Annotated in this window: 17 protein-coding genes and 1 pseudogene; 8 read left to right on the top strand and 10 right to left on the bottom strand. The window is 72.3% G+C overall.

The annotated features are described in order from the left end of the window. The coding region (locus tag ACZ4VI_RS31510; RefSeq protein ID WP_468004809.1) for a hypothetical protein at positions 1 to 1,186 on the bottom strand (1,186 nt) is incomplete at its 3' end. Between the two features lie 297 nt (positions 1,187 to 1,483). Continuing rightward, a complete protein-coding gene (locus ACZ4VI_RS31505) occupies positions 1,484 to 1,879 on the bottom strand; it encodes a hypothetical protein (protein ID WP_468004807.1) in 396 nt (131 codons plus the stop codon). A 140-nt stretch (positions 1,880 to 2,019) separates the two neighbouring features. Between ACZ4VI_RS31505 and ACZ4VI_RS31500 the strand changes: the two are divergent. Next, a pseudogene (locus ACZ4VI_RS31500) lies at positions 2,020 to 2,222 on the top strand (IS630 family transposase); the annotation flags it as partial. Positions 2,223 to 2,350: 128 nt separating this feature from the next. On the opposite strand, the gene ACZ4VI_RS31495 reads toward ACZ4VI_RS31500, so the two are convergent. The 4 genes from ACZ4VI_RS31495 to ACZ4VI_RS31480 form a co-directional block, all read right to left on the bottom strand. Next, positions 2,351 to 2,533, bottom strand: a complete 183-nt coding sequence (locus ACZ4VI_RS31495; protein ID WP_468004805.1) for a hypothetical protein — start codon at positions 2,531 to 2,533, stop codon at positions 2,351 to 2,353. A 39-nt stretch (positions 2,534 to 2,572) separates the two neighbouring features. After that, positions 2,573 to 3,388 (bottom strand): bestrophin-like domain, encoded by an 816-nt coding sequence (locus tag ACZ4VI_RS31490; protein WP_468004803.1) that lies wholly within the window; start codon positions 3,386 to 3,388, stop codon positions 2,573 to 2,575. A gap of 277 nt (positions 3,389 to 3,665) precedes the next feature. Next, on the bottom strand, positions 3,666 to 5,417 hold the full coding sequence (gene treZ / locus ACZ4VI_RS31485; RefSeq protein WP_468004801.1) for a malto-oligosyltrehalose trehalohydrolase: 1,752 nt from the start codon (positions 5,415 to 5,417) through the stop codon (positions 3,666 to 3,668). A 62-nt stretch (positions 5,418 to 5,479) separates the two neighbouring features. Further along, the gene (locus tag ACZ4VI_RS31480) at positions 5,480 to 6,469 is read right to left on the bottom strand and encodes a GNAT family N-acetyltransferase (RefSeq protein WP_468004799.1); all 990 of its coding nucleotides are present in this window, start codon (positions 6,467 to 6,469) and stop codon (positions 5,480 to 5,482) included. A gap of 129 nt (positions 6,470 to 6,598) precedes the next feature. On the opposite strand from ACZ4VI_RS31480, the gene ACZ4VI_RS31475 reads away from it, so the two are divergent. Together ACZ4VI_RS31475 and ACZ4VI_RS31470 are read left to right on the top strand one after the other, a co-directional pair. After that, complete coding sequence (locus ACZ4VI_RS31475) at positions 6,599 to 7,147, top strand: FHA domain-containing protein (protein ID WP_468004797.1); 549 nt, start codon at positions 6,599 to 6,601, stop codon at positions 7,145 to 7,147. A 400-nt stretch (positions 7,148 to 7,547) separates the two neighbouring features. Then, a complete protein-coding gene (locus ACZ4VI_RS31470; RefSeq protein ID WP_468004795.1) occupies positions 7,548 to 8,528 on the top strand; it encodes a cytochrome P450 in 981 nt (326 codons plus the stop codon). Here ACZ4VI_RS31470 and treY read toward each other — a convergent pair. After that, positions 8,485 to 10,869 carry a malto-oligosyltrehalose synthase gene (gene treY / locus ACZ4VI_RS31465; RefSeq protein ID WP_468004793.1) on the bottom strand — a complete coding sequence of 795 codons (2,385 nt, stop codon included), beginning with the start codon at positions 10,867 to 10,869 and terminating at the stop codon, positions 8,485 to 8,487. The two genes, ACZ4VI_RS31470 and treY, sit on opposite strands and share 44 nt — an antisense overlap. A 90-nt stretch (positions 10,870 to 10,959) precedes the next feature. On the opposite strand from treY, the gene ACZ4VI_RS31460 reads away from it, so the two are divergent. Next, the gene (locus ACZ4VI_RS31460) at positions 10,960 to 12,171 is read left to right on the top strand and encodes an MFS transporter (RefSeq protein WP_468004931.1); all 1,212 of its coding nucleotides are present in this window, start codon (positions 10,960 to 10,962) and stop codon (positions 12,169 to 12,171) included. A 114-nt stretch (positions 12,172 to 12,285) separates the two neighbouring features. On the opposite strand, the gene glgX is transcribed toward ACZ4VI_RS31460, so the two are convergent. Then, positions 12,286 to 14,406 carry a glycogen debranching protein GlgX gene (glgX, locus tag ACZ4VI_RS31455; RefSeq protein ID WP_468004791.1) on the bottom strand — a complete coding sequence of 707 codons (2,121 nt, stop codon included), beginning with the start codon at positions 14,404 to 14,406 and terminating at the stop codon, positions 12,286 to 12,288. Positions 14,407 to 14,542: 136 nt separating this feature from the next. Between glgX and ACZ4VI_RS31450 the strand changes: the two genes are divergently transcribed. The 4 genes from ACZ4VI_RS31450 (at position 14,543) to ACZ4VI_RS31435 (ending at position 18,872) form a co-directional block, all read left to right on the top strand. After that, positions 14,543 to 15,367, top strand: a complete 825-nt coding sequence (locus tag ACZ4VI_RS31450; protein ID WP_468004789.1) for a Tat pathway signal sequence domain protein — start codon at positions 14,543 to 14,545, stop codon at positions 15,365 to 15,367. 33 nt (positions 15,368 to 15,400) lie between these two features. After that, the gene (locus ACZ4VI_RS31445; protein WP_468004787.1) at positions 15,401 to 16,699 is read left to right on the top strand and encodes a copper amine oxidase; all 1,299 of its coding nucleotides are present in this window, start codon (positions 15,401 to 15,403) and stop codon (positions 16,697 to 16,699) included. Positions 16,700 to 16,811: 112 nt separating this feature from the next. Further along, entirely contained in the window at positions 16,812 to 18,062 is a 1,251-nt protein-coding gene (locus ACZ4VI_RS31440) for an SAV2148 family HEPN domain-containing protein (RefSeq protein WP_468004785.1), read from the top strand. Between the two features lie 87 nt (positions 18,063 to 18,149). Continuing rightward, a complete protein-coding gene (locus tag ACZ4VI_RS31435) occupies positions 18,150 to 18,872 on the top strand; it encodes an exonuclease domain-containing protein (RefSeq protein ID WP_468004783.1) in 723 nt (240 codons plus the stop codon). Positions 18,873 to 18,909: 37 nt separating this feature from the next. On the opposite strand, the gene ACZ4VI_RS31430 is transcribed toward ACZ4VI_RS31435, so the two are convergent. Together ACZ4VI_RS31430 and ACZ4VI_RS31425 are read right to left on the bottom strand one after the other, a co-directional pair. Then, a complete protein-coding gene (locus tag ACZ4VI_RS31430; RefSeq protein WP_468004781.1) occupies positions 18,910 to 19,740 on the bottom strand; it encodes an alpha/beta fold hydrolase in 831 nt (276 codons plus the stop codon). A 51-nt stretch (positions 19,741 to 19,791) separates the two neighbouring features. Then, positions 19,792 to 20,655 carry a phosphotransferase enzyme family protein gene (locus ACZ4VI_RS31425; RefSeq protein WP_468004780.1) on the bottom strand — a complete coding sequence of 288 codons (864 nt, stop codon included), beginning with the start codon at positions 20,653 to 20,655 and terminating at the stop codon, positions 19,792 to 19,794. Positions 20,656 to 20,813: the final 158 nt, after the last annotated feature.

The raw sequence follows: 20,813 nt of genomic DNA, 5'->3' as shown, positions 1-20,813 counted from the left end.
TCATGGCCACCGGCGTCGACCCGTTGCTGCCCTGCACCAGCGTGCCGTCGCCGATGTCGAAGCCGATGCCGTTGTAGCTGTTGGCGGAGATGACGGTGACCTTGCCGGCCCAGTCGCCGCCGTGACCGGCGTCGATCACTTCCTGGGGGCTGGCGAACGGCACCAGAGCGCCGCCCACGGTCGCCGACACCGGCAGGTTGACGTCTCCGGCCTTGGCCTGGACCAGTTGCCCGTCGGCGATCTCATGGTTCATGTGGTCGCGAGCGTCGATCGACCAGTTGGACACCTTCACCGGACTGCCGCAGCTGACCGGCGCGGCACACGAGTCCTGCCAGAGCGGAACCCCACCGACGAACAGGTACACCTGGCCGCGTTGGTCGATGGCGGAGGAGCCGTTGCGCGGTGTCCGCGGGCCGGCATCGATCACCGCCTGCGTCGTGGGACGCGAAGGTGTCGCGCAGATCCCGTCGTCGCAGGTGGCCTGCCACACCGGGGCACCGCCGACCATCTTGTAGATCCGGCGGGTGTCGGTCGTGGCCAGCAAGACGCCGTCGGCCAGCCCGTGCACCGACGTCACCGGCTGCGGGCCGGTCGGTCCAGAGGAGACGTTGCTACCGGAGCCGGCCGCCCCACGCTTGGACCGGGTGCTTGCAGTGCATTCGACGTTCGGGTCGTCGTACCAGAGACAGACCCCGGCGCCCGTCGCGATATCCGCTGTGATCAGCGTCCTGACCGGCGTGCAGTTACCGGTCGCGGCAGCAACCCAGCCCACCCTGTCCAGGTAGTACTCCACGTGCAGCCAGTCTGTGGTCGGCTGGACCCGGAGCGTCTTGCCGGCCGGGATGTTGATGGTGGTGTCGACGCCCGATTCGACCTTGATGCTGACGTTGTTGGTGTACTGCCCCTGGAGTCCGAGCTTGGCATTGACGATTTTCAACGCGAACCCGGCTTCGACGGAGCCGCCGACGTTGATGGTCGTGGTCTCAGTCCTCTCCCACCTGCCGGTGACACGGTAGTTGGGCACCGGCCCTGGGCCATGCGATACGGACGGTGGCACCACCTTGCGGTAGTAGTAGCTGACGACAGGGTCCGATCGATGCTCGTACGACTCGCACGTCTCGATCGGAGTCACCGGCCCGGGCTCGTCGCGCCAGTCGGCATGTGCAGGCGCAGTCACGGCGCTCACTGCGATCAACGTCGCGACCACGAGGACTAAGTAGGTACGGGCTATTCGCCAGCCGGGCCGGCCCAGCACCGGCATAGGTCTGTGACGTGTCAACTCGATACCTCTCGCATGTGGGAACGGAACTTCGCTGCGGTCCTGGCCGCAACGGACGCCGATGACGTTCTCGGCTGGACAGTGCTGATGGACTCCACCGTGTACCGGGTCACCAGCCCGCCACCGGAGCCCTCAAGAAGGGGCACCGGACCCAGACGGGTCCGGTGATCACGCACTGACAGGGGCCGGAGACGCGCCGGCCGGCTATCGGTAGATGGTGAAACAGGGCAGCCCGACGCTTCGCCAGCCGTTGTCCCAGTACCAGCCCTCAGCGCAGATCCGGTCCCCATGGTTGAAGGATCGGTTGAGCGGCACGTAGTCACGGTAGGTGCGGTACGCGCCGACGTATTCGTCCTTCGTGTTGACGTCGAACCCGGGCCCCCATACATGCACGTGATATGTGGCCGGGATGTTCCAGGTCTTCACGGCCACCTCCAGGGTGCCGATCCACAGCCCACTGTCACGGCTGATCAGACTGGTCTGGCGATTCGTGAACGTCCCGGCTGCCGCAGCCGGACCAGAAGAGCCGAACAGAAAGGCCGCGGACGCAGCCAGGACCGTGCAGAGGGCGGCGATGCGTCGGCCGACGAAGCTTCTCACTCTTACTCCTCCATCGTGGGTGGTCACTTCACTCTGGCACCTGGCCCTTTCAGGTTGCTTACAGCCGCCTCAGCGGGCCTGTACGGGCACCCGCAGCAACGGCACCCGGTCCAAGGCCGTGGTGACCGAGGTCGGCCCGGTCGACATCGACGGTTTCGCGGATCTGGCGGGCGTTCGCCCTGGCCCCGCACCGATCACAGACGTTCAAGCTGTCCACGGACCCGCTGATATCGACAAGGTCCGCGATGTCGTCGGCCTCTGGCTCGACCCGCTGGAGAAGGCCCTGGACCGGCCCCAGCCCGTCCTGCCGATGGTGCCTGGCGTCCCCGAACGCCGAAGCCACGTAGTGAAGGCCAGTGCGGGCGACCCGTCCATCGAGGCGGTCGGCGATCCGGTAGCTGATGGTGTGTCGGCGTCGTCGAGAGCGGTCCAGGCCAGCCCCGCGAGTCCACCGAGACATCGGCCGCCCGGTCAGAGCTCCGGCGGCGCGGCGACGGCACTCTTCGCCAGGACTTCAGCAGTGCGCGCGGCCCAGCGCTGTTGGCCGGTCCGGTGGTGGATGTCGAGGGCCAGGCGGGCGTGTTCGACGGCGTCCGTGCGGGCGCCGGTCGCGTGCTCGAGTTCCGCCAGGAGGGTCAGTGCCTGGGAAGGCATCGTTCCCCTGTCGTACAAACCCGGTATACGCCGGGGGGATCAGGTGATGCGCGTACCGCCCTCGTCGCAGGGGAGTGCGACCTTGGGGTGGTCGGTGGCGAAGTCCTCGGAGATGTCGTTCGCCGTCTCCAGCATGGCATCGCCCGTGATCCGGATCTGCCCGGTGAAGGGCCGGTCGATGTCCTGGATCAGCAGCAGGGAGCCGGTGAACAGGACAGCGAGGGTGCACAGGAGGAGAAGGTGCGCCGGGCCGCGTCTGCGGGGCAGGCCGAAGGCGAAGGCCCCGACCGTGGCGGCGAGCGACAGGACCATGAACCAGTAGACGACGGGGGGGATGGCGGGCGTCGCCTCCCCGAGCCGGGTGTGGCGAGCCTGGGAGCGCTCGTCGTCGGCCTGCACCAGCGCGTCGAACGTGGCGTCGCCCTGGTGGGCGAGGTCCTTGAAGGACCTGCGGAACTCGGTGGACCACACGGAGGCGGTGGGCGAGGCCTGGGCGCCGCCGTCGGCCATCGTGGGCCACTCGTGGTTCTCGATGGCGCGCGCGTAGCAGACGGCGGCGGCCTGCAGCCGCTGCCGCTGCGGCTCGGGGGCGTAGTCGGCCACCTCGTAGAGCTGGTCGACCCGCCGTGCCTCCAGGTCGACGGCCTGGCCGGCCGCGCCGAACGACTCGGCCGCGACGACGATGACGAAGGCGACGAGCAGGACGGCCAGGGTCTCCAGCGGGCTGATGAGATCGCTGACGGACGCCTCGGCGTCCTCCTCCGCGTCCGCCGTGCGCTTGCTGCGGACGCGGTTGGCGATCAGGCCGACGGCCAGTGCGACGGCCATCGCGGCGATGGTGAGGATCGTGGTCATGTTCGCGGCCCCGAGGGAGGTCGACGTACCGGACGCCCCCCACCGGCCACAGCCCACCACGCGGCGGGCCCCTCGCGCCAGGGACAGGCCGGGCCATGATCCAACTGGCCCACAGTCCCGCCCCCGGCCGGCTCACCCGTCCGTCAGGAGCACAGCCCGCCCCGGGCCGGCTCCAGCTGTCCGTCGGGAGCACAGACCGCCCCGGCCGGCTCACTCGTCCGTCAGGAGCCCAGCCCGCCCCGCCCGGCTCGGCCCTCCGTCAGGGGACCCGGCCCGCTCAGCTGTCCGTCAGCACCACCGCGCACTCCGCCGGGAGGCGCAGCAGGCCGTCCGGGCCCGGGGGGTCGAGCGGCTCCCAGGCGGCGAGGACACGGTCGCGGCCGTTCGTGCCCAGGGGGATACCCACCGGCTCCTTGCCCAGGTTGACCGCGATCCGCAGCACCCCGCGGCGGAACGCCAGCCAGCGGGCGTCCTCGTCGAAGGCGACCCGGACCGCCGCCAGGTCCGGGTCCGTGAGGTCCGGCAGCGTGCGGCGCAGCGCGATCAGCTCGCGGTGCCAGGCCGCAAGGCGGTTGTGCGGGGGGCGTTCCCGCTCCGTGCGGTCCAGGACCGAGCGGTCCCGGGTGGCCGGGTCCTGCGGATCGGGAATGTCCTCCTCCGCCCAGCCGTGCTCGGCGAACTCCCGCCGCCTGCCGCGCCGTACCGCCTCCGCGATCTCCGGGTCGGTGTGGTCGGTGAAGTACATCCAGGGGGTGGTCGCCCCCCACTCCTCGCCCATGAAGAGCATCGGCACCGAGGGCCCGGTGAGGACCAGCGTCGCCGCGCAGGCGAGCAGACCGGGGGAGAGGGTCGCCGAGAGCCGGTCGCCCAGCGCCCGGTTGCCGATCTGGTCGTGCGTCTGGGCGTACCCCAGGAAGCGGTGCGCGGGCGTACGGACCCGGTCCACGGGACGCCCGTGGTGGCGGCCCCGGAAGCTCGAATACGTACCGTCGTGGAAGAAGACGTGGGTCAGCGTCTTGGCGAGCGCGGCCAGCGGGGCGCGCGCGAAGTCGGCGTAGTAGCCCTGCGACTCGCCGGTCAGCGCCGTGTGCAGGGCGTGGTGGAAGTCGTCGTTCCACTGCGCGTGGATGCCCAGGCCGCCCGAGACGCGCGGGGTCGTCGTACGCGGGTCGGCCTGGTCCGACTCGGCGATCAGGAAGTGCTGGCGGCCTTGCTCGCGCGCGAGCTCGTCCACGGCCTCGCTCAGCTCTTCCAGGAACGTCAGCGCCCGGTTGTCGACCAGGGCGTGTACGGCGTCCAGGCGGAGCCCGTCGATCCGGTAGTCCTGGAGCCAGGCGAGCGCGCTGTCCCGCAGATACGCGCGGACCTCGTCCGAGCCCGGCGCGTCCAGGTTCACCGCCGCGCCCCACGGCGTGTGGTGCGTGTCGGTGAAGTACGGGCCGAAGGACGGCAGATGGTTCCCGGACGGGCCGAGATGGTTGTGGACCACGTCCAGGACCACGCCCATCCCGAGGCCGTGCGCCCGGTCGACGAACCGCTTGAGCGCGGTCGGCCCGCCGTACGGCTCGTGGACCGCCCACGGCGCCACGCCGTCGTACCCCCAGCCGTGCGTCCCCGGGAAAGGGCAGAGCGGCATCAGCTCCACATGGGTGATGCCGAGCCCGGCCAGCTCGCCCAGGTGCTCCGCCGCCGCGTCCAGGGTCCCGTCGCGGGTGAAGGTGCCGACGTGCAGCTCGTACAGGACCGCGGCGCGCAGCCGCAGCTTCGGCGCGTCGTTGAACCAGACGTACGCGGAGTGGTCGACGACCGCGCTGAGGCCGTCCGGGCCGTCCGGCTGGCGGCGGGTCCGGGGGTCGGGAAGGACCGGCCCGCCGTCCAGGGAGAAGCCGTAACGGTCGCCGTCCTTCGCCTCGGCGACGCCGGTCCACCAGCCGTCCCGCTCGGTGTCCCGCTCCAGCGGGTGTCCCGTGCCGTTCAGCTCCAGCGTCACCCGGTCACGGGCCCGCGGGGCCCACACCTCGAACAGCACCGGTCGATCCCCTCGCGTCCACGGGCCAACGACTACAGCGACTACGGCGTCCATCCTGGCAGTCAGGACTGGGCGGCGCCCGGCGTGTCCCACACGAAGTTGATCGCCCGCTGGAAGGTCGCGTACCCCGTGCGGGCGAAGGCCTTCGCCATCGGGACGTTGCCCAGGTCGGTCGCCGCACGGATGCGCGGCACATTCCGACCGGCCAGGATGCGGGTGCCCTCGGCGAGGATGTCGTCGATGTAGCCCTTGCCGCGGTGTGCCGGGAGCACACCGATGTAGGCGATCGTGTGGTGGTAGTTGTTCCGAGCGGGCACGACGAAGCCGACCGGCTCGCCGGTCTCCGGCAGCTGCGCGACCTGCCACCACTCCCGGGGCGAGGCGTAGTGCGCGAACTCCTCGTCGTAGTGCTGCTCCGCCGCCTCGCGGGCCGACATGCCGGACGCGAGCTCGGCCTGTCCGTGCGCGTCGAGCGTGCCCTCCATGACCGGGGTCATCAGGGACACCAGGTCCTCGCGGTCGCGCACCGGGCGGAACTCAAGACGGCCCTTCGGCTCCGGTACGGGAGTGCCGGGCAGCCACTCCAGGCGCAGCCGCTCGACCAGCGGGTGGGCCCCGGAGGCCTCCAGTACGGCGAAGAGCGTCTCCAGCTCGGCGCGGGTCTCCGGCACCTCGCGCCAGTCCGACGGAATGAACCGTCCGAACTCGGGCCGGTCCGCACCCGCCGGTACGACCGCGGCCGTCGCCGTCTCCAGGAGACGCAGGCCGACCTCGGCGCGCTCCTGCTCAGGCAGCCCGGGGTCGAGGTCGAAGAAGTCGAGGGCGAGCGGCGCGCCGCCCTCCTTGTTCGTCCACCAGGCGACCCTGGCGAGGACCCGGTCGCCGCGCAGGGCGACCCACATCCACGCGGGCACGCGGCGGCCGGTGGCGAGGTCGTCCTCGAGTTCGTGGTCGAGGACGTAGCTGAGGCGGCAGAACAGCTCCAGCTCTTGCGGCCCGGAGAGCGGGCGCAATATCAGGCCGTCGGGCGTGCTGATCGAGGACGCGGTCACGTCATATCCCCCTGGGAGTCGAGTGCGTGGAACGTACCAGCGATCTTGGTCGGGTCGGTACGGGGTTGTTGCGTGGGCGGACGGCCCCGTTCTGGACACCTCGGGCCCGTCGGACCGACAATCACGGGTGTGACGACGCCTTTCGAGTTCTCCACGCACCACGCTCGGCTCTCCGACGCCGAGCGTGACCGTGCGCTGGTGCTGCTCCGTGAGGGTGCCGCGCAGGGCAGGCTCTCCCACGACACCTTCCTCTTCCGGATGGAGCGGGCGCTCGCCGCGCGCCGGCCGGACGAACTCGCCCTCCTCACCGCCGATCTGCAGACTGAGTCCGGCTGGACGCGGCGGGTGGTGGGCGCGGTGGAGAAGATGTCCGCGTTCACGGCCAAGCTGGGCCGCGCCTGGCACGCCGAGCGGCTGCCGAAGCTGCTGCTGCCCGAACCGGGGCCGTACCCGCTGCGGATCGGCCGCGACCCCGCGAACGGGCTGCGGCTCAGCCACGAGACGGTCTCCCGGCTGCACGCCGAACTCTCCCTCCAGGGCGGGCTCTGGGTCCTGCGCGACCTCGGCTCGACGAACGGCACGACCGTCAACGGACGCCGGGTCACGGGCGCGGTGGCGGTCCGGGCCGGCGACGCGGTCGGCTTCGGACAGATGACCTTCCGGCTCTCCGTGCGCTGAAGGTCGTTCACCCGTTCACCCGTTCACCCGTTCGGCGGTATGCGGGCTGCGGGGGGTCCCCGTCGGTGGTCAGGTGAGGAGACGCACTCACGCTGGACCGACAGGGGGCGCGATGAGCGACGAGTCGAAGCCGTGGATACGGCCGGACGGCTGGGCGGACCTGCCGCCCATGGCGCCCCACCCCTCCGCGCGCGCCCGGACGAGCGGCGCCGTCACGGCCCCCGACGCGGGGCGGGTGCGGGCGGACGGGTCCTCTGCCGCCGGGCGGGTACGGACCGACGGGTCCCCAACCGCTGGGCGGGTGCGGACCGACGAGTCCTCTACCGGCGGACGGGCGCGGACGGATGGGTCCCCAACCGCCGGACGGGTACGGACCGACGGGTCCCCAACCGCTGGGCGGGTGCGCGCTGAAGGGCCTGCCGCCGGGCGGGTGCGGACCGACGGGGTCGGCGGTGAGCGGGTGGTCAGTGGGGCCGTCGCGCCCAGCCCCCTCGATCCCGGCGCCACAAGCAACCCGTACCGCGTCCACCGCGTCCTGCGCGAGGAGTTCCCGCTCACGTACGACCCGCTGCTGCGCGCCTGGGTCCTCAGCCGGTACGCCGACGTCGCCACCGCCCTCACCGACGCCCGCTTCACCCACGGCCACCGGCCCGGCGACCCGCCCTGCGCCCGGACGCACACCGACGTCGACGAGCACGAGCTCCGCAGCGCCATCGCGCGCACCGCCCATGTCCTCGCCCGCCGGATCGCCGACCGCCCCCAGGCCGACCTGGTCGCCGACTTCTGCCGCTGGCTGCCCGCCGGCACCGTCGCCGCCGCCATCGGCGTGCCCTACCGGGACATGATGCGCCTGGTCCGCGGCCGCGCCGCCGCCGCGCTCGCCGGACAGTGCACCGCCCAGATCTCCGTACGGGAGAAGGCCCTCGCCTCCTTCCTCGCCAACGTGCTCGCCGGCCCCGACCACGTGAGGGACCTCCACACCGCGCCCTCCGGGCAGATCGCCCGCGCCTGGACCGAGTCGCTGCGCCGCGACCCGCCCGTGCAGATCGCCGTCCGCCGCACCGCCGCCGAGGTGCGGGTCAGCGGCGGGACGATCCCGGCGGGGGAGCCCGTCGCCCTGCTGATCGGAGCCGCGTGCCGGGACCCGGAACGGTTCCGGGACCCCGACCGCTACGACCCGCTGCGCGACGACCCCGGCCAGCTCACCTACGGCAGCGGCGACTGCCCCGCCGTCCTCCTTGCCGGGCTCGAAGCCGAGTACGCCCTGCGCGCGCTCCTCGACGCGATGCCCCGGCTCCGGTTCGCCGACGGCTTCCGGCCCGAGCGGACCGGCCTGATCACCCGTGCCCCGCGGAGTCTTCTCGTACGGCCCGGCGGCTGAGCAGCGCCACCGGGCGCGCGTCGAAGAGCTCCGCCGGCTTCACCGCGCCGCCCGCGAACTCCCGTACGCCGTCGAGGAGATCGAACCAGCGGCCCGGCGGCAGGACCAGCTCCGTGTCCTGCCAGCCGCCCGCCTCCGCAAGCCGCAGCGGCAGGCGCGTGACCGCCGTGACCACCTCGGGCGAGGCGCCCGCGCCGCGCGCGAAGGCCAGACAGTACGGCGCCGCGGCCCCGGTCACGGTCAGCGGCGTGTACGAGTCCGGCGCGGCGAACACCTCCGGGCACCGCCTCCGCAGCGCGAGCGCGGCCCGAACCAGCGCGGTCTTGTCGTCGTCCGCGCCGACCTCGAAAGGCCGCCGGTTGTCCGGGTCGACCAGTGCCCGGTACTCCCGCTCGGTCCCCTGGTAGAGCTCCGGCACCCCCGGCATCGTCAGCTGGACGAGGGCCGCACCCAGCAGGTGCGCGCGGATGTGCGGCTCCAGGGCGAACGCCGCCTCCGAGGCCGCCCGGAGCGGAATCCGGCCGGGCCCGGCCGCCACGAAATCGGTCACGGCCCGCTCGTACGCCGGATCGGGCTCGGTCCAGCTCGTGTGCAGTCCCGCCTCCCGTACGGACTTCAGCACGGCCGGGCCGAGCCGCTCCGGGTCCGGCGTGCCGAAGCCGAACGCGGTCTGCCACGCCGTCCACGCCAGATGCGGATCCGGCGCCGGCACCCCGGCCACCTCGTCGATCAACTCCTGCCACACGCCTGGGCATTGGGAGAGCACCGCGATCCCGGCGCGGACGTCCGCGCTGCGCTTGGTGTCGTGCGTGGAGAGCACGGTCCCGGTGCCCGGCCAGTCCCGGGAGAGCCGCAGGCAGTACGCGTGGAACTCCTCGGGCGCGACCGCCGGCCGCCCCGGGTCGCCGCCCACCTCGTTCGCCGAGAGCAGGGGGGTGTAGCGGTAGAAGGCGGTGTCCTCCACGGACTTGGCGCGCAGCGCCGAGGACGTCTGCGCGAACCGGGCCCGGAACGCCCGGTGTTCGGGCCCGTCGCCGAGCCGGCCAAGGGCCAGGTCCCTCACGGTGTCGACCGCCGAGGCCTCCTCCGGCACGGCGAAGGCCGCCTTCGCCCCGCGCGCCGCCTCCGGGGTCAGGACCGACTCCCCGTCGGTGCGGTAGAAGCGGTAGACGGGGACCCGGACGAGGAGTTCGCGGATCGCGGTCAGCAGCGCCCAGGGGGCGTGGTCGCGCAGCCGGGGGTCGGCGGCGCAGATCCGGTCGGCGAGCCGCGTCAGCACGGCGGTCTCCGCGGCCAGCTCGTGCGTCACCACCTCGTACGCGGCCCGGTGGGCGGTGGCCTCCCAGTGGCCGCCCCGGTCCCCGGCCCTCCCCGCGAACTCCCGGTATGCCTCGGAGAGTTCATCGGCCCCGACGCCGTCCACGAAGACGCCCTCCACCTGCCGCAGGGCGTCGTAGCCGGTGGTTCCCGCGACCGGCCAGGTCGGCGGCAGGGCCTCCGGGCCGGTGAGGATCTTCTCCACCACCGTCCAGCACCGGCCGCCCGTCGCCTCCCGCAGCCGCTCCAAGTACCCCTCGGGGTCGGCGAGTCCGTCCGGGTGGTCGATCCGTAGCCCCTCGATCACCCCGTCCCGTACCAGCTCCGTGATCTTGGCGTGGGTCGCGTCGAAGACCTCGGGGTCCTCGACCCGTACCCCGATCAGTTCCGAAATGGTGAAGAAGCGCCGGTAGTTGAGCTCGGTCCGGGCCAGCCGCCACCAGCCGAGCCGGTACCACTGGGCGTCGAGCAGCTCGGCCAGGGGCAGCCCTTCCGTACCCGCGCGCAGCGGGAACTGCCGGCCGTCCAGGTGCAGCGCGCCGTCGGCGACCCGCATCCGGTCCCGTACCTCCGGCAGCCGGGCCGGCAGCACGGGCAGCAGGATCCGGCCGTCCCCCGCCGCCCAGTCGATGTCGAACCAGCGTGCGTACGGCGAGTCGGGGCCCTCGCGGAGCACCTCGCGCAGCGCGTGGTTGTGCGTGGGCGACGCCGCCATGTGGTTGGGCACCAGGTCCACGACCAGGCCGAGACCGTGCGCCCGGGCCGTCGCCGCGAGGGCCCGCAGCCCGTCCTCGCCGCCCAGCTCGGCCCGGACCGAGCGGTGGTCGGTCACGTCGTAGCCGTGCGTCGAGCCGGGCACGGCCTCCAGGACGGGCGAGAGGTGGAGATGGGACACCCCGAGTCCGGCGAGATACGGGACGGCCCGCTCGGCGGCCGGGAAGGGGAACTCGGGCTGGAGCTGGAGCCGGTAGGTGGCGGTGGGGACCTTCGGGGCGGGGGGCTGGGACGGGAGCGAGGGCGTCATGCGAACGTACGTACCCGGCGCGGCGGCTTCTGTGTCATCGCCTCATGCGTCCGTTCGTGTGCATCGCGTTACGTTCTGGCGATGCTCCGGATGTATCGCGACACCCTGGCACTGCTCGGACCGGTCCTTCCGGTCGTCTCCTTCCTGGGGCGGTTGCCCACCGCCATGTGCCAGCTCGGCAGCCTGCTCCTGGTCGCCGAGACGAGCGGGTCCCTGACGACGGCGGGGCTCGCGGGAGGCGCGCTGGCGGCGGGGCAGACGGTGGCCGGTCCGGTCATCGGGCGGCTCGCCGACCGGCGCGGACAGCGCGGGGTGGTGCTGAGCGCGTCCCTGGCCAACGCGGTGGCCGTGGCCGCGCTCGTCCTCGCGGCGTTGGCGCACGCGGCGACCGGCTGGCTGATCGTCCTCGGCGCGCTCGCCGGCGCGACGGTGCCGCAGGTCGGACCGCTCGCCCGGACCCGCTCGGTCGCCCTGGCCCGGCGCTCCGGCGCGGACGACCGGCTGGTGGGCACGGTGCTCTCGTTCGAAGGCACCCTCGACGAGGTCTCCTTCGTCCTGGGCCCGGCCCTCGTGGGCCTCGCCGCCGCCCTCGCGCACCCCGCCGCGGCGCTGCTGACGGCGGCGGCGCTGCTGGCGACGTGCGGCACGGCGTTCGCGCTGCACCCGACGGCCGGGGTGACGGTACGGGCGACCACCCCTTCGGGTGCCGCCGAACGGACGCGGCTGCCCCGCTCCGTGTACGCCCTCCGGGTCACGATGGTGCTCCAGGGCGCCATGTTCGGGGCCTCGCAGGCCGGGATCACCGCGCTCACCGAGAAGCTCGGGGCGCCCGCGCAGGCCGGACTCGTCTACGCCGCGATGGGGGTGATGAGCGCCGCCGTGGGCCTCTCGATGGCGGCCGTCCCCGCGCGGATCGGGCTGCCCACGCGGTGGCGGGCGGCCACCGCCGCGCTCGTGGTGCTCTCGGTCCCGCTTCTGTTCGTGGACTCGCTCGTGGCCCTGTACGCGGTGGTGGTCGTCCTCGGCGCCGCGTACGCGCCGCACCTGATCACGGTCTTCGGCCTGACGGAGCGGACTGTCCCCGCCGCGCGGCTCGCCGAGTCGATGGCCTTCCTGACGAGCGGTGTCGTCGGCGGCCAGGCCTTGGCGCTGGCGCTCTCGGGCCGCTTGGCGGACACGCACGGCGCGGCGGCCGCCTTCGCGGTGGCGGTGGTGGCGGCCGTCTTGTGCGCGGCGCTGTCCTGGTCGGTGCGCCCGAGCACGCCGTCCCCCGCGCCCCCGAATCCGGCGCCCATCCCCTGACCGCCGCACGCGGGTTGTGCCCACCCGTTCCGCCCCAGCGGAACGAATGCCCACAACGGGGGATGGGGAGGGGGCCGCCGCCCCCGCGGGGTGCATGGGGGTGCGGCCCGACTCCTACGCCGGGCGCTTCAGGACCGTTAGGCTCAAGGGGGCCAGGGAGACGCGTTCGCCTGCCGCCACCTTCGGGCCCTCCTGGGGAGGGATGCCCTCCGGGTGGGAGGTGTCGACCACCACCCGCCAGCTCTCGCCGTGGCCCACCGGGACCTCGAACTCCAGCTCCTGCGCCGACGCGTTGAACATCAGCAGGAACGAGTCGTCCGCGATCCGTTCCCCCTGCGGCCCCGGCTCCGAGATCGCGTTGCCGTTCAGGAAGACCGACAGCGCCTGTGCGTGCGCCGCCTGCCAGTCCCGCGCCGTCATCTCCTCGCCCTCCGGCGTGAACCAGGCGATGTCCGTCAGCTCGTCGTGCGTGCCCTCCACCGGGCGCCCGTGGAAGAAGCGACGGCGCCGGAAGACCGGATGGTCCCGCCGCAGCCGCACCATCGCCCGGGTGAACTCCAGGAGCGTGCCCTCCTCCGAAGCGCCCGGCTCCGGCCAGCGCACCCACGACACCTCGTTGTCCTGGCAGTACGCGTTGTTGTTGCCGCCCTGCGTCCGGCCGAACTCGTCGCCGTGGCTGAGCATCGGCACCCCCTGCGAGAGCATCAGCGTCGCCAGGAAGTTCCGCATCTGCCGGGCCCGCAGCTCCCGGATCCCGATGTCGTCCGTGTCGCCCTCGGCCCCGCAGTTCCACGAACGGTTGTAGCTCTCGCCGTCCCGGTTGCCCTCCCCGTTCGCCTCGTTGTGCTTGCCGTCGTACGACACGAGGTCACGGAGCGTGAAACCGTCGTGGCAGGTCACGAAGTTGACCGAGGCGAGCGGCCGGCGGCCGTCGTCCTGGTACAGGTCGGACGAGCCGGTGAGCCGGGACGCGAACTCGGCGAGCGTACGCGGCTCACCACGCCACAAGTCCCGTACGCAGTCCCGGTACTTGCCGTTCCACTCGGTCCACAGCGGCGGGAAGTTCCCCACCTGGTAGCCGCCCTCGCCGACATCCCACGGCTCGGCGATCAGCTTCACTTGGCTGACCACCGGATCCTGCTGCACGAGGTCGAAGAAGGACGACAGCCGGTCCACCTCGTGGAACTGCCGTGCCAGCGTCGCCGCCAGATCGAAGCGGAAGCCGTCGACATGCATCTCCGTCACCCAGTACCGCAGACTGTCCATGATCAGCTGGAGCACGTGCGGGGACCGCATGAGCAGTGAGTTTCCGGTGCCGGTGGTGTCCGTGTAGTACCGCCGGTCGTTCGAGAGACGGTAGTACGAGGGGTTGTCCAGGCCCCGGAAGGAGAGCGTGGGGCCCAGGTGGTTGCCCTCGGCCGTGTGGTTGTAGACCACGTCGAGGATGACCTCGATCCCCGCCTGGTGCAGGGCCCGTACCGCCGACTTGAACTCCAGGACCTGCTGGCCCCGGTCGCCCCAGGAGGCGTACGCGTTGTGCGGGGCGAAGAAGCCGATCGTGTTGTAGCCCCAGTAGTTGGAGAGCCCCGCGTCCACCAGCCGGTGGTCGTTGACGAACTGGTGCACCGGCATCAGTTCCAGCGCCGTGACGCCCAGTTCCTTCAGATGCCCGATGACCGCCGGGTGCGCGAGCCCCGCGTACGTGCCGCGCAGCTCCTCCGGCAGCTCCGGGTGGAGCATGGTCAGGCCCTTCACATGCGCCTCGTAGATCACCGTCCGGTGGTAGTCGGTGCGCGGGCGCCGGTCGTCGCCCCAGTCGAAGTACGGGTTGACCACGACCGAGGTCATCGTGTGCGGCGCCGAGTCGAGGTCGTTGCGCGAGTCCGGCCGCCCGAAGTGGTAGCCGTACACCGCCTCGCCCCACTCGACCGAACCCGAGACCGCGCGGGCATAGGGGTCCAGGAGCAGCTTCGCCGCGTTGCAGCGCTGCCCCCGCTCCGGCGCGTACGGACCATGGACCCGGAATCCGTACCGCTGACCCGGCATCACTCCCGGCAGATAGGCGTGCCGGACGAAGGCGTCCGTCTCGCGCAGCTCCACCGCCGTCTCCGAGCCGTCGTCATGGAGCAGACACAGCTCGATCCTGTGGGCGGCCTCCGAGAAGACCGCGAAATTGGTTCCTGCGCCGTCGTAGGTGGCGCCCAGGGGATACGCCTGTCCCGGCCAGACCTGCATAGATACGACTCTTCCATTCTGATCCGGGTGTTGGGGTGCACTCCGGCCAGATCCTGCCCGAAAGTGGGGCAACCTCCTAGGACTTCGGGCCCTCCTACCGGGTGACCGCAGAACGAGGGGGATCAGAGGGGGAAGTGTGTACGAAATAGTGCGCCGCCATCTGGGGAAGGTGGTGGCGGGCACGGCCCTGGCGGTGACCGGGACCGCGGTGATGGTGGGGATCACCCTGCCGGGGACCGCGGGCGCGGACGACACCGCCGGGAGCTCCCGGGGCCGTACCGGCGCGTCCGTACCGTCGCCGTCGGGGGGCGCGTCCGACGGTACCGCGCCGGAGCCGGCCGCCCTGGCCGACGTGCCGCCCGAGGGGAAGAAGGGCGTGGGCACCGATCCGCTCACGGACGACGAGCTGAAGCGGGCCGAGGCATTGGCGCTGACCCCGCCGGGCGCGTCCGCGCAGCGCGACGTCGAGGGGGCACGAGGCCCGCAGCACCTGGCCACCGAGCTGGCCGATCCGCTGCCGGAGGAGGCCGACACGCCGGGCGCGCCGCGCCGCGCCGAGGTCCGGTTCTACGACTACAAGGCGGACGCTCTGCTCACCCGCACCGTGAACCTGGAGACCGGGAAGGTCGAGCACACCGGCGTGCAGCGCGGCGTACAGCCCTCCGCGCACCCGGAGGAGCTGCGCGAGGCGCTTGAGCTGATCCTCGCGAGCCCGCTGGGCAACGGAGTCCGCGAGGACTACAAGGACGCCACCGGCAAGTCCCTGACCTCGGCCGACCAGCTCTGGTTCAACGGCGACGTCTACCGCACCTACCGCGAGACCAACGTTCCGGCCGCGCTCGCGAAGTGCGGCGAGCATCGGTGCGTCCGGCTCGTCACCAAGATCCTCAACGGCTCGTGGATCGACACCCGGAATCTGATCGTCGACCTCAGCGCCAGGACCGTCACGCGCGTCGGCTGACCACCGACTGCCTACGAGGGAGTTCCGCACGCCATGCCCCACCCGTATCTTTCGCGCGCCCGCAGGCAGGGCGCCGTCCTCGCCGCCGCCGCGCTGCTCGGCACCGCCACGGCGGCCGCAGGACCGGTGAGCGCCGCCACCGCGGCCCCGGCACCCACCCGGCCCGACTGCTCCGCCGCGTACCGCATCGAACAGCAGCTCGACGGCGGCACCACCTGGCGCATGTGCTGGCGCTACGACACCGACTCCGGGCTCGTCCTGGACAAGGTCACCTACCAGCCGAAGGGCGCGACCGCCCCGATACGCGTCCTCACCAGCGCCAAGCTCGCCCAGATCCACGTCCCGTACGACGACGGCAACGCCGAGTACGACGACCTCACCGGCGCCGGCTTCGGCTGGGGCCTGCAGAACCTGAAGCCGGCCGAGTGCCCCGGCGGCACGCTCCGGACGGTGAAGATGCCCGAGCGGGGCAACGTCACCGGCCTGTGCACCACGACCCGGGCGCGCGGCCACGCGTACCGGATGGCCAACGACGAGGGCACCAAGGTCTGGCAGGCCCAGGGCAAGGACCTGCTCGTCTACACCGTCAACAAGGTCGCCTGGTACGAGTACATCACCGAGTGGCGGTTCTCCTCCGACGGCACGATCGCCGCCAACGTCGGCGCCACCGGCAGCCTCTCGCCCGGCGACTACAGCGCGACCGACGGCCGTGGCTGGCCCATCGGCCCCGGCGCCCGCTCCTACGCGACCAGCCACGCCCACAACGTCTTCTGGCGGCTCGACTTCGGCCTGGACGGCAGCGTCAAGGACCGGATCGAGCAGTACGACTCCAAGGTCACCGCCCCCGGCCGCAACGGGGGCCCGACCGTGAAGACGACCCGCACCCCGGTGACGAAGGAACTCGCGGGCGACGCGAAGAACATGCGCTGGTGGCGGGTGGTGAGCGCGAGCGGCAAGAACAAGGACGGCCATCCGCGCTCGTACGAGATCGTGCCCGGACCCTCGAACACCCACGCGGGGCGCGGCTTCACCAAGCACGACATCTACTTCACGCAGAGCCGCGCCTGTGAGCAGTTCGCCAGCAACAACATCCTCGACTGCGGGGCCGGCAAGCCCGACAGCGTGGACAAGTGGGTCAACGGCGAGACGCTCACCGACCCCGCCGTCTGGGTCAACATCGGGTTCCACCACATCGCCCGGGACGAGGACCAGCAGCCGATGCCGGTCCACTGGCAGGGCTTCCAGCTCGCACCCAGGGACGTCACCGCTATGAATCCGCTCACTCCGGCCGATCTCGTCGGCCAGAACGGGGCTCCGAATCAGGGGAGTTGAGCAAGCAGCCTGGCGATCCTGCTGCACCGCCTCCCGCTCGCGGAGTACCCTTCCTTGATCGTCGTCAGACGGCGGTGGGATCGGGCGTCCAACAGCAGAAGGCGGTGCGCGGGTGAGCTCGGGAGGTCTGGAGCTGCCCCCAGGTGACGCGGGTCACGAGGGGGGCTCGCCCGACCCCGTGGACGTACCGCCCGGCGCGGTCTCCGTCGCGAGGCCGATGGAGATCGGGGCGGAGCTCGACTGGGGCGCCGAGGCCTGGAGCGAGGTGCGGACGCGCGCCCAGCGGGCCGGCCGGGCCTACATCTGGCTGAATCTCGTCGAACAGCGGCTGCGCGCCGTGGTCGCCGCCGTGCTGCGTCCGGTGTACGAGCCGGTGCACGGCGAGGAGTGGGTGGTGGCCGCGGCCGGGCCCGCCGGGCAGGAGTGGGTGCAGCGGGCCGTCGCCGTCCGCGAGGTCTCGCGCCGCAAGGGCTACCTCCTGGACCCGGCCGACGACAACGTCCTCAGCTTCCTCACCCTCCCGCAGCTGCGGGAGCTGATGGTGCAGCACTGGCCGTGCTTCGAGCCGTACTTCGACGACCGGCGCGAGGTCGAACTCGCCCTGGACGAGCTGGAGGTGACGCGCAATGTCGTCTCCCGCAACCGTGCCCTGTCGCTGACCGTCCTCGCCCAGTCCGAGCGGGCCTCCGCCCGGCTCCTGGAGATCCTCGGCAGCGGCGCCGGTGTGCCGTCCGCCGACCGGCTGCCGGTCGACGCGGTCGAGGACCTGGTCGGCGACCGATACGCGGACGTGGTCTCCGTCCACCCCGACCGGGTGCGGCTGCAGCGCCAGTTGCCGGCCGAGGACCTCTTCGGCGGGGCGCGCCGCCTCGACGCCACGGGCATAGGCCTGAACCTCCTCGTGCAGAACTTCTCCGGGCGCCGGCTGGTGCGGCTCGCCGAGTCCGGCTGCCGGATACGCCTGCTGTTCCTGAATCCGGCGAGCAGCGCCGTCAAGCGGCGCGAGCGCGAACTGGGCCTGAAGAAGGGCGAACTGAGCCGTTCGGTGGAGATGAACATCCTCCACATGCGGCGGGTGCGGGCCCGGCTGCGCGACCCGGGCGCCTTCCAGATCCACGTCTTCGACGAGACCCCGCGCTTCACGGCGTATCTGGTGGACGGGGACGGGCCGGACGGGGTCGCGGTCGTCCAGCCGTATCTGCGGAAGGCGCGGGGGATGGAGGCGCCGGTCCTCGTGCTCCGCGGGGGCGGGCGGAACGTGGTGCGTTCCGGACAACAGGCGCGTGACGGCGAATTCGGACTTTTCGCCACATACAGGGAGGAGTTCGAGTCGGTTTGGCTCGACTCCCGACCGGTCTCCTGAGCTTCGGGGGAGGTCGCCCGAGGGTCGTTGTCAGTGGCTCGTGCGAGGGTGTTCAGCACCACGGGGGAGATCACGTAAGGAGGCCCGATGGCTTGGCACGGGGAAGCGCTGGTCGGATTCGACCTGGAGACGACCGGCACCGAACCGCTGGAGGCGCGGATCGTGACGGCCTCGGTCGTCGGCGTCCACGGCGGACGGGTGGTGCGGCAGCGGGACTGGCTCGCCGACCCCGGGATCCGCATCCCGGCGCAGGCGTCCGCGATCCACGGCATCAGCAGCGAGCGGGCGGCGGCGGAGGGGCGGCCGGTGGCCGAGGTGGCCGACGAGATCGCCGAGACCCTGACGGGGTACTGGACCCAGGGCGTCCCGGTCGTCGCGTACAACGCCTCGTTCGACCTCACGCTCCTCTCCGCCGAGCTGCGCCGCCACGGGCTGCCCTCGCTGAGCTCACGCCTTGGCGGCGCGCCGATAGGCCCCGTCGTCGACCCGTACACCATCGACCGGGCCGTCGACCGCTACCGCCGGGGGAAGCGGACCCTGGAGGCGGTCTGCGCCGAGTACGGAGTCGTCCTCGAAGCGGCCCACCAGGCGGCCGCCGACGCGCTGGCCGCCGTGCGGGTGGCCGTCGCGATAGCCGAGCGGCACGCGGCGGTGGCCGCGCTGACCCCGGCGGAGCTGCACGAGCGTCAGATCGACTGGTACCGCGCCTGGGCCGAGGACTTCCAGGACTTCCTGCGCCGCAAGGGCACCCCGGAGGCGTTCGTGGACCCGTCCTGGCCCCTGCGGGAGCCGGCCACGGTGACCGGCTGAAGCAGGACGCCTGTCGTGCGGGTGGAGGCCGGCGCCGTCAGCCCATCGGGTTCTCCGCCAGGAAGTCCAGGAGCAGCGTGTTGATCCGTTCCGGCTGGTCGAGCTGGAGCCAGTGGCCCGCGTGCTCGACGCGTTCGTAGCGCCAGGTGCCGTCCACGTGCTTGCCGGTGCCGGTCATGGACTGCTCGGTGAGGAAGCGGTCGCCGGTGGACCAGACGCCCATGACCGGACCCGGCAGCGGCGGGAGGGGCAGGGGCGGACCGAACTGCACCTCGGCGGGGAGGCCCGCCCGGTAGACGTTCAGCGCGGCCGTCAGCGCGCCCGGCGCCCGCAGCGGCTCGACGATCGCGTCCGCGTCCGGGTGCTCGCCCAGCATCTCCCGGAGGTTGGCGAAGTCGTCCCGGGCGAGCCAGTCCTCGGCGAGCCCCGGGAACTGGAACAGGATCATGTACCAGGACCGCTGCTTCTGCTCGAAGCCCGCGTCGCGGATGGCCGCCAGGTGTCCCACCGACAGGATGCTCAGCGACGCCACCCGCTCGGGCGCGATCTGGGCGAGGCCCTGGACGATGCCCGAGCCCCAGTCGTGCCCGACGAGATGGACGCGGTCGGCGTCGAGGCGGGCGAGGAGTTCGAGCAGGTCGCCGACGTGCTTGGCCGGGTGGTACGCCTCATGGCCGCCCTCCGGTCGGTCCGACGAGCCGAACCCTCGCAGTGTCGGAGCGACACACCGGTACCCGGCCGCGGTCAGAGCCGGCATCTGGTGGCGCCAGAGATGGTGGCTGTCGGGGAAGCCGTGCACGAGCAGGACGGTCGGACCGTCTCCGCTCGCCTCGACGTCGAGCGTCACCTCGGACAGTTCCACGCGCATCACAACACCCCGTTCGTGAGTGGGAATTCGCGAGCCGACCCCGACATGATGTCAGAAGGGGTACCACCGGACCGTGGGATCACCCTCCCGCAGCGACGCCACGCGCCGCTCGAATTCGGCCAGCGCCCTGGGGTTCGTCGGCGCATGCTGGGCCACCCAGGCGCAGCTCGCGGTCTCCCGGGCCCCGCGCAGGACCGCGCACCCGTCCCACTCCCGTACGTCCCAGCCGTAGGCCTCGGTGAAGGCGTCGTACGCGCCGGGATCGAGTCCGTACCGGTCGAGGAAGAGGGCGAGCACCACCAGATCGTGTTCGCGCAGATCCGAGGAGAAGGTCTCCAGGTCGACCAGGACCGGCCCTTCGGGGCCGACATGGACGTTGCGGGGGAGGGCGTCGCCGTGGATCGGGCCGGGGGTGAGGTGCGGGGTGAGCGCGGCCGCCGACGGGGCGAAGGAGTCGCGCCGCTCGCGCAGGAAGGCCGCGTCGGCCGGGTCGATCGCGTCGCCGGCGAGCCGCAGCCATCGCTCCACACCGCCGAGGAGGTCGCGGGGCGGGAGCGTGAAGCCCTCCGGCTCCGGCAGGGCGTGGATGCGCCGCAGCAGGGGCGCCAGGTCCCGCGGCTCGGCCGGCCGGACGGCCTCGGGCAGCCGGTGCCAGAGGGTGACCGGGTGGCCGTCGACGAGGCGGGGCTTCGGCTCCGCCGCCCGTACGGCCGGTACGTCCGTCTCCGCCAGCCACTCCGCGAGCGCGAGCTCCCGCTCCGCGCGGGGGAGCAGCTCCTCGCCCCGGCCGATCTTCACCACGAACGCGCCCACGGCGAAGACCGCGTTCTCTCCGAGCGCGAGCAGGAACGCCTCCGGATCACGGGCCGGCAGCCCCGCGGCGGCCAGGATCTCCCGTGCCCGTGCCTCGTCCATGCGTCGCTCCGTCCCTCCCGGCCGGGGCGCCCGGCCTGTGCGAAATCAGCCAAAGTCTCGCATCCGCGCAGGTGGCCTTGACGGGCCGACGGACCGTCAGGACCATGACGGAGGCCGGTGCGGTGTGGCAACAGGCGCATAAGGGGTCAACTCTATGA

It is taken from the genome of Streptomyces sp. NPDC029169, assembly GCF_055563935.1.
This window is presented reverse-complemented; position numbering and strand designations above follow the sequence as displayed.